This is a genomic window from Glycomyces sp. YM15, from assembly GCF_016918015.1.
GTDB lineage: Bacteria > Actinomycetota > Actinomycetes > Mycobacteriales > Micromonosporaceae > Glycomyces.
In genome coordinates this window covers 293,590-309,018 of sequence record NZ_JAERMK010000003.1, presented here as the reverse complement: position 1 = coordinate 309,018, position 15,429 = coordinate 293,590, and the positions used below count along the sequence as shown (strand labels likewise).

At 70.5% G+C, this 15,429-nt stretch carries 12 protein-coding genes; 6 read left to right on the top strand and 6 right to left on the bottom strand.

Going from position 1 to position 15,429, the window contains the following annotated elements; genetic code table 11:
• Window positions 1–774, top strand: a 774-nt coding sequence (locus tag JHY01_RS05770; RefSeq protein ID WP_205324645.1) for an IS630 family transposase, incomplete at its 5' end; no start/stop codon positions are given.
• A 144-nt stretch (window positions 775–918) separates the two neighbouring features.
• Here the strand turns inward: JHY01_RS05770 and purL are convergent.
• The 4 genes from purL to purB form a co-directional block, all read right to left on the bottom strand.
• On the bottom strand, window positions 919–3,195 hold the full coding sequence (purL, locus tag JHY01_RS05765) for a phosphoribosylformylglycinamidine synthase subunit PurL (protein WP_205324644.1): 2,277 nt from the start codon (window positions 3,193–3,195) through the stop codon (window positions 919–921).
• Window positions 3,192–3,890 (bottom strand): phosphoribosylformylglycinamidine synthase subunit PurQ, encoded by a 699-nt coding sequence (gene purQ / locus JHY01_RS05760; RefSeq protein WP_205324643.1) that lies wholly within the window; start codon window positions 3,888–3,890, stop codon window positions 3,192–3,194. The genes purL and purQ overlap by 4 nt, the downstream gene beginning before the upstream one ends.
• Entirely contained in the window at window positions 3,887–4,132 is a 246-nt protein-coding gene (purS, locus tag JHY01_RS05755) for a phosphoribosylformylglycinamidine synthase subunit PurS (RefSeq protein WP_205324642.1), read from the bottom strand. Before purS ends, purQ begins: the two co-directional genes overlap by 4 nt.
• Before the next feature lie 108 nt (window positions 4,133–4,240).
• Window positions 4,241–5,659 carry an adenylosuccinate lyase gene (gene purB, locus JHY01_RS05750; RefSeq protein WP_307814268.1) on the bottom strand — a complete coding sequence of 473 codons (1,419 nt, stop codon included), beginning with the start codon at window positions 5,657–5,659 and terminating at the stop codon, window positions 4,241–4,243.
• Between the two features lie 364 nt (window positions 5,660–6,023).
• Between purB and purD the strand changes: the two genes are divergently transcribed.
• Window positions 6,024–7,244 (top strand): phosphoribosylamine--glycine ligase, encoded by a 1,221-nt coding sequence (purD, locus tag JHY01_RS05745; protein ID WP_205324641.1) that lies wholly within the window; start codon window positions 6,024–6,026, stop codon window positions 7,242–7,244.
• 102 nt (window positions 7,245–7,346) lie between these two features.
• Here purD and JHY01_RS05740 read toward each other — a convergent pair whose 3' ends face one another.
• Window positions 7,347–8,570 carry an arginine deiminase gene (locus JHY01_RS05740; RefSeq protein WP_205324640.1) on the bottom strand — a complete coding sequence of 408 codons (1,224 nt, stop codon included), beginning with the start codon at window positions 8,568–8,570 and terminating at the stop codon, window positions 7,347–7,349.
• A 92-nt stretch (window positions 8,571–8,662) separates the two neighbouring features.
• Here JHY01_RS05740 and JHY01_RS05735 point away from each other — a divergent pair, with 92 nt between their 5' ends.
• A complete protein-coding gene (locus tag JHY01_RS05735; protein ID WP_205324639.1) occupies window positions 8,663–9,124 on the top strand; it encodes a hypothetical protein in 462 nt (153 codons plus the stop codon).
• Window positions 9,125–9,228: 104 nt separating this feature from the next.
• Here JHY01_RS05735 and JHY01_RS05730 read toward each other — a convergent pair whose 3' ends face one another.
• Window positions 9,229–11,127: a hypothetical protein gene (locus JHY01_RS05730; RefSeq protein WP_205324638.1), complete on the bottom strand. Its 1,899-nt coding sequence runs from the start codon at window positions 11,125–11,127 to the stop codon at window positions 9,229–9,231.
• Between the two features lie 220 nt (window positions 11,128–11,347).
• On the opposite strand from JHY01_RS05730, the gene JHY01_RS05725 reads away from it, so the two are divergent.
• The 3 genes from JHY01_RS05725 (at window position 11,348) to JHY01_RS05715 (ending at window position 15,305) form a co-directional block, all read left to right on the top strand.
• Window positions 11,348–12,286, top strand: coding sequence for a hypothetical protein (locus JHY01_RS05725; RefSeq protein ID WP_205324637.1), 939 nt, complete (start codon window positions 11,348–11,350; stop codon window positions 12,284–12,286).
• Between the two features lie 540 nt (window positions 12,287–12,826).
• On the top strand, window positions 12,827–13,798 hold the full coding sequence (locus JHY01_RS05720; RefSeq protein WP_205324636.1) for a hypothetical protein: 972 nt from the start codon (window positions 12,827–12,829) through the stop codon (window positions 13,796–13,798).
• Window positions 13,799–13,943: 145 nt separating this feature from the next.
• Window positions 13,944–15,305 (top strand): FAD-binding oxidoreductase, encoded by a 1,362-nt coding sequence (locus JHY01_RS05715; RefSeq protein WP_205324635.1) that lies wholly within the window; start codon window positions 13,944–13,946, stop codon window positions 15,303–15,305.
• Window positions 15,306–15,429: the final 124 nt, after the last annotated feature.

The window sequence follows — 15,429 nt, the reverse complement described above, 5'->3', positions numbered from 1 at the left end:
GGCTTCGATTCGCGCCTGTGGACCCGCGAGATCGTTGCAGCCCTGGTGAAGGAACGGTTCGGGGTTGGATTCTCGCCCAAGTGGATCGGTCAGATCCTCACCGATCTGGGATTCACCCCGCAACGGCCGCGGTATCGCTCGGACCGCCAGGATCCGGCCGTGGTCGAGCAATGGCGCACCGAGACCTTCCCTGTCATCGCCGCCCGGGCCCGCGAGGAAGGCGCCGAGATCTTCTTCGGCGATGAGTCCGCCATCCAGCTGGGGTTCCACGCCGGGACCACCTGGGGCAGGAAAGGCCAGACCCCGGTCGTGACCGCTACCGGTCCGGTCGGGGGCCGCAAGACCATCATGATGGTCTCGGCGATCTCCCGCAAAGGGCACTTGCGGTTCCGACTGCAGTCGGGCTCGTTCGACGCGGTCGCGTTCATCGACTTCTGCAAGCGATTGATGGCCACGACCGACAAGCCGGTGTTCCTCATCGTCGACAACGCCCGTGTCCACCACGCCAAGATCGTCAAGGCGTTCGAGGAGGAGTCCCAGGGCCGACTGCGATTGTTCTACCTGCCGCCCTACTCGCCCCAGCTCAATCCCGACGAACTGGTCTGGAACACCGTTAAGAACGGCCGCATAGGGAAAGCCGTCATCAAGAACGAAGGCGACATGCACCGGGTCGCACTCAGCGCCCTGCGCAGTCTCCAGAAACTCCCTGAGACCGTCAAGCGCTTCTTCAACCACCCCGAACTCGCCTACATCCTTGCCGCCCAACCGGAATGACACCAGAACAACCAACTTCACAGTTCCGGATTAGTAGCTCGGAGAACCGGGGATCCTCACCAGCCGAGCGCCGGGTCTTCGCCATGCGCCGAATACGAAACCGCCCCGGAGCCGAAGCCCCGGGGCGGTTCCCCTGTCGCTGCGCTACTCGCCCAGCAGGGCGCCGATGCGGCCCTTCCAGGACGCCTCGAGCTCCTCGCGGCCGATGTCGAAGTGGTCCCTCAGGTGCAGGCCGTCGGTGTTCGCGTCGGCCACGCCCAGCGGCGTGATCGGCAGTCCGCGCTGCTCGCAAGCGGTGCGCACCGCCAGCTCCTGGCCGCGCGGGATCACCACGAGCACCCGCCCGGACGACTCCGAGAACAGGTACGTGAACGGGTCCGCGCCCTCGGGCAGGAGCACCTGCGCGCCGAGCCCGGAGTGGCAGATCGCCTCCACGAGCGCCTGCGCGAGGCCGCCCTCGGAGAGGTCGTGCGCGGCGGCGAGCTGCTCGTTCTGGGCCAGGCGCGAGAGGAGCTCGGCGAGCTTCATCTCGTGGTCGAGGTCGACGACCGGCGGGACGCCGCCGAGGTGGCCGTGCTTCACCGAGGCCCATTCGGAGCCCGAGAGCTCCTCTCGGGTCTCGCCGACCAGCGCGATCGTGTCGCCGGTCTTGCCCAGCCCGAGCGGGATGCGGCGGTGCACGTCGTCGATCACGCCGAGCACGCCGATGACGGGCGTCGGGTGGATCGCGTCGCGGCCGGTCTGGTTGTAGAACGAGACGTTGCCGCCGGTGACCGGGATGCCGAGCTGCTGCGCGCCGTCGGCGATGCCGGTGACGGCCCGCTCGAACTGCCACATCACGTGCGGGTCCTCCGGCGAGCCGAAGTTGAGGCAGTCGCTGATGGCGATCGGGGTCGCGCCGGTGACGGCGACGTTCCGGTAGGCCTCCGCGAGCGCCAGCTGCGCGCCGACGTACGGGTCGAGCCGCGCGAAGCGGCCGTTGCCGTCCAGGGAGATCGCGATGCCCACGCCGGTGCGCTCGTCCAGGCGGATGACGCCCGCGTCGTGCGGCGTGCCGAGGACCGTGTTGCCGAACACCGAGGAGTCGTACTGCTCGGTGATCCAGGACTTGTCGCACAGGTTCGGGCTGGCGGCCATGTCGAGGACGGTCTGGCGGATCTCCTCGTCGGTGGACGGACGCGGCAGCGTCTCGGCCCGGTCGACGGCGATGAGCGCGAGGTCGTTCGGTTCGGCGATGGGCCGGTGGTAGACCGGGCCCTCGTCGGCGAGCGACTTCGGCGGGACGTCGACGACGGTCTGGCCGTGGAAGTCGACCACGAGGCGGCCGGTGTCGGTGACGGTGCCGATCTCGGTGGCGAGCAGGCCCCAGCGACGCGAGCGCGCGAGCACTTCCTCGGCTTTGGCGGGGTCGACGATGAGGAGCATCCGCTCCTGCGACTCCGAGGCGAGGATGTCGTGCGGTTCCATGCCCTTGGCGCGCAGCGGGACCCGCTCGAGGTCGACGTGCATGCCGCCGTCGCCGGCGGCCGCGGTCTCGGAGAGCGCGCAGGTGAGCCCGGCACCGCCGAGGTCCTGGACGCCCACGACGAGCCCGGCGTCGAAGAGCTCGAGGCAGACCTCGATGAGCAGCTTCTCGGTGAACGGGTCGCCGACCTGGACGCTCGGGCGGGCGTCGCCTTCACCGGTTTCGGAGAAGGTGGCGCTGGCGAGCACGGAGACGCCGCCGATCCCGTCGCGGCCGGTCTTGGCGCCCATGAGGATCACGGTGTTGCCGACGCCGCTGGCCTGCATCGACTGGAGTCGCGAGCGGGGCAGGACGCCGACGCTGAGCGCGTTGACGAGCGGGTTGCCCTGGTAGCACGGGTCGAAGTAGGTCTCGCCGCCGATGTTGGGCAGGCCCACGCAGTTGCCGTAGTGGCCGATGCCGTCGACGACGCCCGGGAGGACCCGGGCGGTGTCGGGGTGGTCGATGGCGCCGAAGCGGAGGGAGTCCATGACCGCGATCGGGCGGGCGCCCATGGCGATGATGTCGCGGATGATGCCGCCGACGCCGGTGGCCGCGCCCTGCTTGGGTTCTACGTACGACGGGTGGTTGTGCGATTCGACCTTGAAGGTGACCGCGAGGTTCTCGTCGATGGCGACGACGCCCGCGTTCTCCCCGATCCCGGCGAGCAGGCGCGGGGTCTTCGGGTTCTTCTCGCCGAACTGGCGCAGGTGCACCCGGCTCGACTTGTACGAGCAGTGCTCGGACCACATGATCGAGTACATGGCGAGCTCGGACTGGGTGGGGCGGCGCCCGAGGATCTCGCGGATCCGCTGGTACTCGTCCTCTTTCAGGCCCAGTTCGAGCCACGGCTGCTTCTCGTCGGGGGTCGCGTCGGCGACCCCGACCGTGTCGATCGCGACGTTGAGCTGGCTCATCGGCTGACTCCACTGGTGTCGACGGCCCCGGTGAGGTGGGCCAGGACGGAGGCGACAATGCCGAGCCCGTCGGTCGACGGGCCGGTCAGCTCGTCGACGGCGTGCTCGGGGTGGGGCATGAGGCCCACGACGTTCCCGGCCTCGTTGGTCACCCCGGCGATGTCGCGCATCGAGCCGTTCGGGTTGTCGAGGTATCGGAAGACCACGCGGCCGCTCGCTTCGAGCTCGTCGAGGACGGCCTCGTCGGCGACGTACCGGCCTTCGCCGTGCTTGGCGGGGAAGACCACTTCGCTGCCCGGCTCGTAGAGACGCGTCCACGCCGTGTGGGCGGTCTCGACGCGCAGGCGCGCGGGGCGGTTGCGGTAGCGCAGGTGGGCGTTGCGCACCAGGGCCCCGGGCAGGAGGTGCGATTCGCACAGCACCTGGAAGCCGTTGCACACCCCGAGGACGGGCATCCCCTGGGCGGCGGCGGCCTTCACGGTGTCCATCACCTGCGAGAAGCGGGCGATGGCGCCGCAGCGCAGGGCGTCGCCGTAGGAGAATCCGCCGGGCAGGAACACGGCGTCGACGCTGGCGAGCGCGGCGTCGTCGTGCCACAGCCCGACCGGCTCGCCGCCGGCCAGGCGCACTGCGCGGGCGGCGTCCCGGTCGTCGAGCGAACCGGGGAAGGTCACGACCCCGACGCGCGCGCTCATGCGCCCTCGATCGACAGCGAGAAGCTCTCGATGACCGGGTTGGCCAGGAGCTGGTCGGCGATCACTCGCGACTGCTCCTCGACGTTCTGGGCGTTCTCGTCGAACTCGATCTCGACGCGCTTGCCGATCCGCACCGACGACACGTCGTTGACGCCGAGGCGGGGCAGCGCCCCGAGGACGGCCTCACCCTGGGGGTCGAGGATTTCGGACTTCAGCATCACGTCGACCACTACACGGGCCACGGGCGCACTCCTGTCGGTCACATGGACGGGACAACAGGCCAAGCATATTCACCGGCCCTGACCAGGGCCACTGCCGAGCTACGAGGACGGTGCCAGGTCACAGCCGAGTCATAGGATGTTTCCCGGCCGGTAGGACGCGGCCTCGGGGTGCGATTTCGCCGCCGAAGCCACTCTTTCGGCTACGCGATCCACCTGATCGCCTGCGGCGCCGATGAATTCACTCGGATTCGCAACGAGGGCGTCGAGGCCGGCCCGGTCGAGGGGCAGGCGCGGGTCGGCGGCGAGGCGGTCGAACAGGTCGTTCTCCCGCTGGCCGCTCTCGCGCATGGCACGGGCGACGGCCACGGCGTGCTCCTTGATGGCCTCGTGGGCGTCTTCGCGGCCGCCTCCCTGCTTGACGGCCGCCATGAGGACCTTTGTGGAGGTCAGGAAGGGGAGGTAGCGGTCGAGTTCGGCGCCGATGACGGCCGGGTAGGCCCCGAAGTTGTCGAGGATCGTGAGGAACGTCTCATACAGACCGTCGACGGCGTAGAACAGGTCGGGGAGGGCGACGCGGCGGACCACCGAGCACGAGACGTCCCCTTCGTTCCATTGGTCGCCGGCGAGCTCGCCGAGCATCGCGGCGTACCCGCGCACCACCACGGCGAGGCCGTTGACGCGCTCGGAGGAGCGGGTGTTCATCTTGTGCGGCATGGCGGAGGAGCCGACCTGGCCGGGCATGAAGCCCTCGGTGGCGAGCTCGGCCCCGGCCATGAGGCGGATGGTGATCGCGGCGGAGGAGGGCCCGGCGACGGCCTGGACGAGCGCGGAGCCGACCTCGTAGTCGAGGGAGCGCGGGTAGACCTGGCCGACCGAGTCCATGACGCGGTCGAAGCCGAGGTGCCCGGCGACGCGGCTCTCGAGCTCGGCGAGCTTGGCGGTGTCGCCGTCGAAGAGGTCGAGCATGTCCTGGGCGGTGCCGACGGGGCCTTTGACGCCGCGCAGCGGGTACCGCTTGAGCAGGTCCTCGATGCGGTCGAGCGCGGCCAGCAGTTCCTCGGCCCAGGTCGCGAAGCGCTTCCCGAGGGTGGTGGCCTGGGCGGGCACGTTGTGGCTGCGTCCGGCCATGACGAGGTCGCGGTGCTGGGCGGCGCGGGCCGCGAGGCGCACGAGGGCGGCGACGAGGCGGTCGCGCACCAGCTCGAGGGACTGGCGGACCTGCATCTGCTCGACGTTCTCGGTGAGGTCGCGGCTGGTCATGCCCTTGTGGATGTGCTGGTGCCCGGCTCGCGCGGAGAACTCCTCGATGCGGGCCTTGACGTCGTGCTTGGTGACGCGCTCGCGCTCGGCGATCGAGGCGAGGTCGACCTGGTCGAGGACCCGCTCGTAGTCGGCGATCACACCGTCGGGGACGGTGACGCCCAGGTCGTGCTGGGCCTTGAGCACGGCCAGCCATAGGCGCCGCTCGGCTTTGATCTTGCCGACGGGGTCCCAGATGTCGCGCATCGAGGCGGAGGCATAACGCTCGGCGAGCACATTCGCAGTCACGCGCCCATCATGGCACTGCGCGCGTCCGACCGCGCAGGGTCGGCTGCCGACCGTGACCCGGTCGGCGGCACGGGTCACGGCGGGATCTGCGAGGCTCGCGCCACGCATGGCCCGCACGCATGCCCGCCCTAGTAAGGGTGGGTCACTGTTCGACCATCCCTAGCCCCCACCCACCCAGGGGACCGTAATGCCCACGATCCCCGGCGGGTACGACAAGAACCGGCGCCCGAAGCGCCGTTGTCACCCGAAAGAGGACAAGCGGCGAGCGCGTCGCCCGTTCACGACCCGCTCCCGCCGTCCCGAGTGCCGGGAACCACTCGGCGTGGCGGCTTACCTGCACGTATCCGGCACGTAAACTGACGGTGTGCGAGTACTCCTGATCGGCACCGGCGGCCGCGAGCACGCCCTCGCGGCGTCGCTGGCCGCAGACGAATCCGTCACCAAGCTCATCTGCGCGCCGGGCAACCCCGGCATGGCCGCCCTGGGCGACTGCGTGCCGGTGAACCAGACCGACCCGGCCGCCGTGGCGTCCCTGGCGGTGACCTCCGCGGCCGACCTCGTCATCGTCGGCCCCGAGGCTCCGCTCGTCGCGGGCGTCGCCGACGCGGTGCGCGCCAAGGGCATCCCCGTCTACGGCCCGAGCGGCGAAGCCGCCCTCATCGAGGGCTCGAAGGCCTTCGCGAAGGAGGTCATGGCCGCCGCGGGCGTCCCGACCGCCGCCGCGCGCGTCTGCAAGACCCGCGAAGAGGCCGAGGCCGCGCTCGACGAGTTCGGCGCGCCCTACGTCGTCAAGGACGACGGCCTCGCCGCGGGCAAGGGCGTCGTCGTCACCGAGGACCGCGAGCAGGCCCTCGCCCACGCGCTCGTATGCGAGCGCGTCGTCGTCGAGGAGTACCTCGACGGCCCCGAGGTCTCCCTCTTCGTCGTGAGCGACGGCACGCACGCGAGGGCGCTGCTGCCCGCCCAGGACTTCAAGCGCATCGGCGACGGCGGCACCGGCCCCAACACCGGCGGCATGGGCGCGTACACGCCGCTGCCGTGGGCCCCGGACGACCTCGTCACCGAGATCATGGAGCGCGTCGCCGAGCCGACCCTGGCCGAGCTGGCCGGGCGCGGCATCCCGTTCGTCGGCACCCTCTACTGCGGTCTGGCCCTGACCTCGAAGGGCCTCAAGGTCGTCGAGTTCAACGCCCGCTTCGGCGACCCGGAGATCCAGGCGATCCTCGCCCTCCTGGAGACCCCGCTCGGCGGGCTCCTGCACGCCGCCGCGACCGGGAAGCTCGACAAGTTCGGCAGCCTGTGGTGGCGTGAAGGCGCGGCCGTGTGCGTCGTCGTCTCCAACGAGGGCTACCCGGGCGACACCGTCACCGGCCGTCCGCTCTACGGCGCCGACGAGGCCGGGGTCTTCCACGCCGGCACCGCGCTCGACAACACCGGCCAGCTCATCGCCACCGGCGGCCGCGTCCTCAACTGCGTCGGCACCGGCGCCTCGGTCGCCCAGGCGCGCCAAGAGGCCTACGCCCTCGCCGAAGGCGTCAAGCTCGAAGGCGGCTACTACCGCAAGGACATCGCCGCCGGCATCTGAGCGCCGCGGGCAGCGTGAAGGCCGCCCCCGGTCGGGGCGGCACTCACTCGCTTTCCACGTCAATCGCCGGTGCGCGCGGTCACTGCCCGCGAACCGGTGGGCTCACGCCCCGTTCAGCTCCTCGCGGGAGATCGGGCAGGACATGCACCTCGGGCCGCCGCGGCCCGAGCCGAGTTCGGAGCCCGGGATCGTCATGACCTTGATGCCGGCGCGTTCGAGGCGCGCGTTGGTGACCGTGTTGCGCTCGTAGGCGACCGCCACACCGGGTGCGAGGGCGAGCGTGTTGTTGCCGTCGTCCCACTGCTCGCGTTCGGCCGTCACCACATCCCGCTCGCCGGTGTGGATGATCTCGATCCGGTCGACGCCGATCGCCTCGGCCGCGGCGTCCAGGAACCGCTTGGGGCCGCTGATGGAGAGGCTCTCGCCGCCGTCGGCGCTGGTGAGCGTGAACGCCTCCAGGCGCTGCTCGGCCGGGGCGTACATGACCATCCGTTCCCGGTCGACCATCGTGCACACCGTGTCCAGGTGCATCGTCGCCCGCCGCTGCGCGATCGGGACGACCAGCACCGTGTGGATCCGGCCCCGCTCGAAGGCCCTGCGCGCCAAGCGCTCCGCGCCGGCGGGCGTGGTCCGCTCCCCGACTCCGACGGCCAGGACGCCGGGCGCCAGCGCCAGCACGTCGCCGCCTTCCAGGTGCTCGAGCGAAGGGTCGTACAGCTTCGGCACGTCCGCGAAGCGCGGGTGGTGGTGGTAGATCAGGCCGGTCAACGTGGTCTCGCGGCGCCGCGCGGGCATCGCCAGACTGGTCACGGCCACCGCGTCGCCGATCCACACCGAGGAGTCCCGCGTGAACATCATGTTCGGCAGCGGGTCGATCACGAATTCGGTGGGTCGCATCATCTTGTGCCGCAACGATGCCGAGGAGCCGAACTCCTCTTTCGTCAAGCCCTCCACGAGGACCGCCGCGAGGCGTTCCGGCTCGAGGTCAGACAGGTACGCGGCGAGTTCGCGCCCCAGGGTCTGCCCCAGCCGCGGGTCGGCCGTCACCGAGACGCTCACGGCCTCGCGCGCGCCCGGCAGCTCCAGGCATTCCGCGAGCAGCGCGCCGACGTACAGGACCTCGACGCCGTGCTCGAGCAGCGTCCCCGCGAACCGGTCGTGCTCGGCCTGCGCCCGCTCCACCCAGGGGATCCCGTCGAACAGCAGCGCCCCGTTGTTGCGCGGGGTCAGGCGGCGCAGTTCGCCCCCGGGGTGGTGGAGCATGACACTGCGCAGGCGCCCCACCTCGGAATCGACACCGAAGGCAGGCGCGTCGTTGGCACTCATGATCTGAGGGTAGACGCGCGGGGGACGAAGATCAACTTATCTCTGTTAACGTGGACAGACTGAGCGTTACGACTACCCCCGGGACGCCCAAATTGACACAACTCGAACTCGTCATCCCGCTGCGGGCCTCCGCGCCCGGACCTGATGGCAGGAGGCTGGATCCGGCACTGGCCGCATGGCGCACCGCCGTGGCCGCCTCCGCCGACGCCTGTCTGCTCCTCGCCGCCGACACGCGGATCGTCGCCGTCTCCCGAGCCGCCCGGCATGTGCTCGGTTTCGGCCCCGACGTGGAGTCCGCCATGCCGCGGTTCCTCGACGCGGGCATCCGCTTCCTGGATTTCACGGCCGGCGCGCACCCGCTGGTCGATGCCGAGCTCGCCCGGCTCGCGCCCGTCCAGACGCTGCAGACCGACGCGCTCGAGCGCAGCCTCATGCGGATCGAGCATCGCGGCGTGCACCGCACGTTCGACGTGACGGCCTCGCCGCTGCATTCGCCGCCGCGCCTGGACGCGGTGGGGTCCTTGACGTTCCTGACGCCGATGGGCCCCGCCTGAGCGGGGCTCACGTCTCGTTCGAAACCGAGACGTCGGCGCCTCCAGGTACTTTTGCGCCAGGGGTCCCTTAAGAGACATATCCGTAATTTCGTCTATATCGTTTCTTAGTCGGCGTTGAGGTCGTACACCACGGCCGTGTCCGTGCGCTCCACCTCGACACCGAACGGGTCCGACTCGGTGTCCATCCCGGACCAGTCGCTGCCGGGCAGCGAACCGGGGAGGACCACCACCGTCTCGATGCCGGCCTCGCGCAACGACGCGATCGCGTCCTCGCTCGGGAAGCCCATCGACATCGATCGGATCCCGGCCTGCTCGTCGGGCGTGAACGCCGCGACGCCGTTGGCGATCTCGGGGAAGCCGTCGATGCTCCAGTACTGGACCTTCGTGTCGCCGCCGCCCGCGGGCAGGAACAGCACCGGACCCTCCAGCGTGGACATGTCGACGGGCGCCTCCGGCACCTCGACGTACGGGGCCACCGTGAGCCCCTCCCACAGGACCAGGCCGATCGGCACGAACAGCAGTGCATGCACCCGCCTGGGCGCCTTCACCCGCAATCGCCTGTCGACGCGCGCGCGGTGCGCCACGTCGTCGGCCTCGTCCGCGATGCGCGTGAGCGTCCCCGCCGCGAGCACCCCCAGGATCAGCGTCAAATAGATCGCCAGGCGCCCCGGTGTGCGGATCGCGTCCCAGCCCGGCGCGTACTCGTACAGCAGCGCCCATGCCCACGAACCGTCGTCGAGGAAGTTGGGGCCCATGGCGACCGCGAACACGACGGCGCCGCCCAGCGCGAGCCAGACCCGCTGCCAACCCGTCCAGCAGGACCAGACCAGCCCCGCGGCCGCCAGTGCGACCAGCGTGAAGCCGACCAGCAGTGCCTGCTCGGGCGCCCACGTCAGGTCCGTGCGCGCGGCCTCGTGCGCCGCGCCCCACACGCGCGACTCCTGCGGGGCGATGATGAAGCTCTGCCAGGTGGGGCTGAACCAGCTGATGTACTCGGCGTCGCGCACCGCCTCGGGGTAGTCGCCGGCGACGACCGCGTGCTTGTCCGCGATCCACAGCACCCCGAGGCTGAAGACCGAGCCGCCGATGCCGTTGGCGGCCAAGGTCTGCCAGCGCAGCCGCGGACGTTTGGCGAGCCAGTGGAGGCCCACGACCACGCCGATGCCGAGCAGCAGGTAGACGAACGGGATGCCGAGCCCCGCGCCGATCGAGAACTGCCACAGGGCGGTGAGCCATCCGGCGAGGATCCAGCCGGGGCGCTGCCGCTCGGGTTTGAAGCCTCCACGGAGTGAGTAGCCGTGGCCGCGCGCGAGCATCGCGAGGGCGAGGACGATGCCGCCGCTGGAGAGAACCTGGAGGTGCCCTGCCTGGCCGAGTTTCCAGGGGGCGTAGGCGAAGGCCGCGGCGGCGACGGCCGAGCCGGCGACGCGGGCGCCGAGTTGGCGCAGGAGGGCGTAGGCGCCGAGGAACGCGAGGGCGAACGTGCCGATGTAGAGGATGTTGTAGACGACGAGCGCGCTGGTGGGGCTGGTGGCGAGGAGAGCCGCGGGGGCGTAGCCCATGAGGGTGTCGGTGAAGAGGTAGGCGTCGTCGAGGGGCCAGAAGCTGTTGGTGTCCCAGATGCCGGCGGGGTTCTCGCGGAGGGCGTGGCCGACCCAGCCGAGGATGTAGGTGAGGAGGAGCGGGTCGCCGGTGTCGTGGGGGATGCGATCGGTGAGGTGGCGCGCGAGGGGCCAGGTCATGGCGAGGGCGAGGAGGACGCTGCAGAGCCCGGCGAGGGTCCATTCGTGGGTGGCGGCGCGGCGGAGGCCGCGGCCGAGGGCGCGCATGCGGCCGGGCGGGAGGGTCTCGGGCGGGTCTTCGCCGCCGGCGAAGCGCTGCCAGCGTTCGTGTTCGCGGATGCTGCTGTCGCCGGTGCCGGTCCGGGGGGCTTCGCCCGGGTGCGCGGGGGCCTCGGGCTCGCGCGGTTCTGCGGGCTCGGTGTCGGGCTTGGTCGTCGCCATGGGGTTCTCGCGGTCCTCGCTCGGTGCTGTCCCGCACATCCTACGGACGGGTGCGCCGCTCGATACGGGCGCATGAGGACGGATCCGGGCGTGGCGCCGGATTCGGGGCGGCCGGGGCCGTCACCTTTCCCGTGCCCGCTCGTTGAACGGTGTTGAGACCTGATTCCCGCTAACGATCAGGTCGGCATCCGGTCGAAGACGCAGTTGGAGAGACGCAGGCATGGGAAGTCACACCACGAAGCCCGGCAAGCAGTCCCGGGCCCAGACGCGTCCTCCGCTGCCGTACCCGGTGAACGACGGCCGGATCGCTCCCGCGATCCAGGAGGCCATGGACCGGCGTGCGCATCGGAGGAAGTCGCGCTTGGCGGCGATCTCGGCGGCTTCGATGCTCGCGATCGGCGGAGCGGCCGGGGTGAGCATCGCGACCGCCGACGAGCAGGAGTCGGGCAGCGGCGGCGAGGTCGTGTTCAGCGGCGACTGCGGCACCCTCGGGCTGGTCTCGGCCAGCTCTTATCCCGACGCCTCGGAGCTGACGGTCGAGCAGGGTTCGCAGGTGCGCTACAGCAACGACCTGGGCATTGACGCGAAGCTGCACGTGGGCGACGAGGTCTACGACATCGGCTCGGGTGCGAGCCAGGTGTTCGAGATGAACCGCTCGGCCGAGGTGGCGATGGTCCCGAACTGCCACGGGCTGTTCGCCGAGTACGGGTCGGCGCAGGTGCGGGTCGTCGAGGCGCAGTCCGACGACGCGCAGGCGGGCGAAGACGAGGCCGGCGAGGACGAGGCCGGCGAGGACGTCGAGCTTCCCGCCGCGGAGGACGATGCCGAAGCGCCGCAGGACTACTCGCGGGGCGACGGCGCCGGCGTCTCGGATGGCGCCGGCGAGGCCCAGCAGGGCCCCGAGCCCGCAGCGCCCTCCTCCGCTGCGGAGGAGGTCCTCGAAGAGGACGAGGTGAACGCGTTCGGCCCGCCGCCTTCGGCGCAGGACTCCGGCGCGGACGACTTCGTTCCCGCCTCTGAGGACGAGATCGTGGCGGTCGACCCGAAGGCCGTGGCCGACGGCGCGAACGGCCTGTTGGCCCTCGTCGCGATCATCTGCCTGGTCGGCATGGCCGCCGCGGTGACGCGCACCCTTCTCAAGCAGCGGGCGGCGGCATGACGCCGGTACCCGTCCCGAGCCCGGCGCCGCAGGCCGCCGCGAGCGCTCCCGTGCATGGTCCGGCCCGTCACCTTCACGGCGCGCAAGCGTCGCCGTGGGTGCCGAGCGGCCGTGTGCGGAACCGGCGCGACCGGCTGCGTGCGGCCCGGTGCCTCACCGGCCCCGACCAGACCCGCGTTTCGCGGGCCGGACGGCCGAGGCGCGGTGCGGTGGAGTCTCCGTGAGGCACTGAGGTTCGGGCGCTCGTTGATGGTCATTTCCTCCCCAGGTCCCACTCCGAACGCCAGTCCCAGTGCCTCACGGCCTACCGAGTTCCACAGGTTCGAACGCAGCGCCCGCCGATTCGGCGGGCGCTGCGTCGTTGCCGGTCGCGGCCGTGCGAGCGACCATGGAGAGAGCAGTATCACCGAGTGTTTCAGGCGGTGTTGTGCAACCGTTACGGAACTCTCCATCAACCCTGCTTGTCATCACTTCGACGACTGCTTTAGCGTGGGCCGCAGCATCTCGTTCGCGCCCCCGCACTGAAGTCAGGTTTCTGTTGTGACCTCCCAGCCCAAGCACACCCCCTCGCGACGGCTCTGGCCTTTCCTCGCCGTCCCGGCGATCGCCGTGATCATCGCGGCCGTCATCTACATCGTCGACCTCTCAGGCGATGACGGCGGCTCCGGCGGTGCCGCCGCCGGGACCCTGCCCGGCTCCCAGGAGTCCGTCGAGGACGACTCCTCGATGCAGCCTTCGGAGGAGGAGCTGCACGCGGCCGCGCAGGCGCGGCTCCAGGCCGACCTCGACGCCGCCGTCAGCGAGTACGTGACGAGTCTGGAGGACGAGAACTTCTACGCCTCGGTCGCCGTCGACGACACCGAGTTCCAGCTCGCGTACGAGGGCGAGGTGCAGCACGACACGGCGTCGATCGTGAAGGTCGAGATCCTCACGATGGTGCTGGAGGCGTACGGGACGCTCGACGAGGTGCCGGGCTGGCTGCTCGACCGCGCCGAGTCGATGATCAAGAACTCGAGCAACGACGCCACGAACGACATGCTGTACGGGGGCACGTTCGACGACGGGCACGACGCGATCCGGCAGGCGCACATCGACTACGGGCTCGAGCACACGAACCCGAACGAGACCGAGCAGTGGGGCAAGACCCAGACGACCGCCGTCGACCAGCTGCGGGTGCTGGAGCTCGCGCTGTACGAGGACGTGCTCGACGCCGAGCAGGTCGAGTACGCGCGCTCGCTCATGGGCGACCTGTCGCAGTCGCAGGAGTGGGGCGTCTCGGCCGCGGCGGCCGAGGGCGAGACGGTGTGGATGAAGAACGGCTGGGACACGCGGGACGCGATGGGCGGCGAGTGGGTGGTGAACTCGATCGGCGTGATCGACGGCGAGTCCGAGGAGCCCGTCAAGATCGCGATCCTCACCGGCGGATCGGCCACGGACGACGAGGGCATCGAGCGGGTCGAGGAGCTCGCGAAGATCATCCGCGAGGTCGTCGAGACCGACCTGGACACGTAGGCGGTTCGCTCTTTCGGGTGACAAGGTCGCCGCTGGGGCCGGTTCTTGTCGGCCCCGGGCGGGATATTTGCGGCGGACCCTGCTTTCCCCTCCAGTGGTGGGTGGGGGTTTGTGGACGGGGAACTGCGGGCCTTACCCTCGCGGGATGAGCGATCTGATCTCCGCGTTGACCGGAGCCGGGCTCGAGCCCGTCACGGATGAGGACGTCCTCGCCTCGCATTCGGTGGACCACGCGGCGCTCGTGCCGCCCGGCCGGGCGGTCGCGCTCATCCGGGCGCGGTCGACCGAGGAGGTCAGCGCCACGATGCGCGTCGCCGCGGAGTTCGGCGCCCCCGTGGTGCCGCAAGGGGCGCGCACCGGGCTCGCCGGGGCGGCCACCGCCGTCGACGGCGCGATCCTCCTCGACGTCTCGCCGATGGACCGGATCCTCTCGATCGACCCCGTGAACCGTCTCGCGGTCTGCCAGCCCGGCGTCCTCAACGCCGCGATCACGGGCGCCGCGAGCGAATTCGGGCTCCGCTACAGCCCCGACCCGGGTTCATGGCAGATCTCCACCATCGGCGGGAACATCGCCACCGCCGCCGGCGGCATGTGCTGCGTCAAGTACGGGACCACCCCTGAATACGTGATCGGCCTCGAAGTCGTACTCGCCTCCGGCGAGGTCATGCGCTGCGGCCGCGAGACCGCCAAGGGCGTCGCCGGGTACGACCTGGTGCGGCTCTTCTGCGGTTCCGAAGGGACCCTTGGGATCATCACCGAGGCCACGGTGAGGCTCTCGCCCGTCCCGGCCGGGCGGCTCACCCTCGCGGCGGTCTTCGCCACCACCGCCGACGCCGGTCGCGCCGTCACCGCGATCATGGCCTCCGGTCAACAGCCGAGCCTGCTCGAACTCATCGACAACGTGCACCTGCGGGCACTGGAAGACCTGCGCCCCATGGGATTGCCGACCGAGGCCGCCGCGATGCTGCTCGTGGCCGCCGACGCGAACCCGGCCGAGGAACTGGCCGCGATCGAAGCGCTCTGCAATGCGTCCGGCGCCTCCGAGGTGTACCGGGCGACCGATGCCGAAGAGGCGGACGCGCTCCTCGAATCGCGGCGCAGCGCCTATCACGCGATGGAGCGGCTGGGCACGGTCCTGGTCGACGACATCGCGGTCCCGCGCTCGCGCCTGGCCGAAGCGCTCGACGGCGTGCAGGCCGCGGCGGCGAGGCACGGCGTGGTCATCGGCGTCATCGCCCATGCGGGGGACGGGAACCTGCACCCCAACATCATCGTGCATCCGGAGGAGCCGGACTCCCTCGAAGCCGGGCGGGCCGCGTTCGACGAGATCCTCGAGATGGCACTCGCCATGGGCGGCACCATCACCGGTGAGCACGGCGTGGGAATGCTCAAACGCGATTGGCTCACAAAGGAACTCGACCCGGTGAATCTCGCCGTGCAGCGGCGGATCAAGAACGCGCTCGACCCGCTCGGCATCCTCAACCCCGGAAAAGTCCTCGCAGGTTGAGCGGTACGGACTCAGAGTTCTGGTGCGGCCGATACGGTTTCGTGTCGATCCTGTTACACGTTAATGGGGCCGCAGCGCTTGCCCATTCGCTGCGGCCCCGATAAAGTGGAGGAGCTCCACTTTT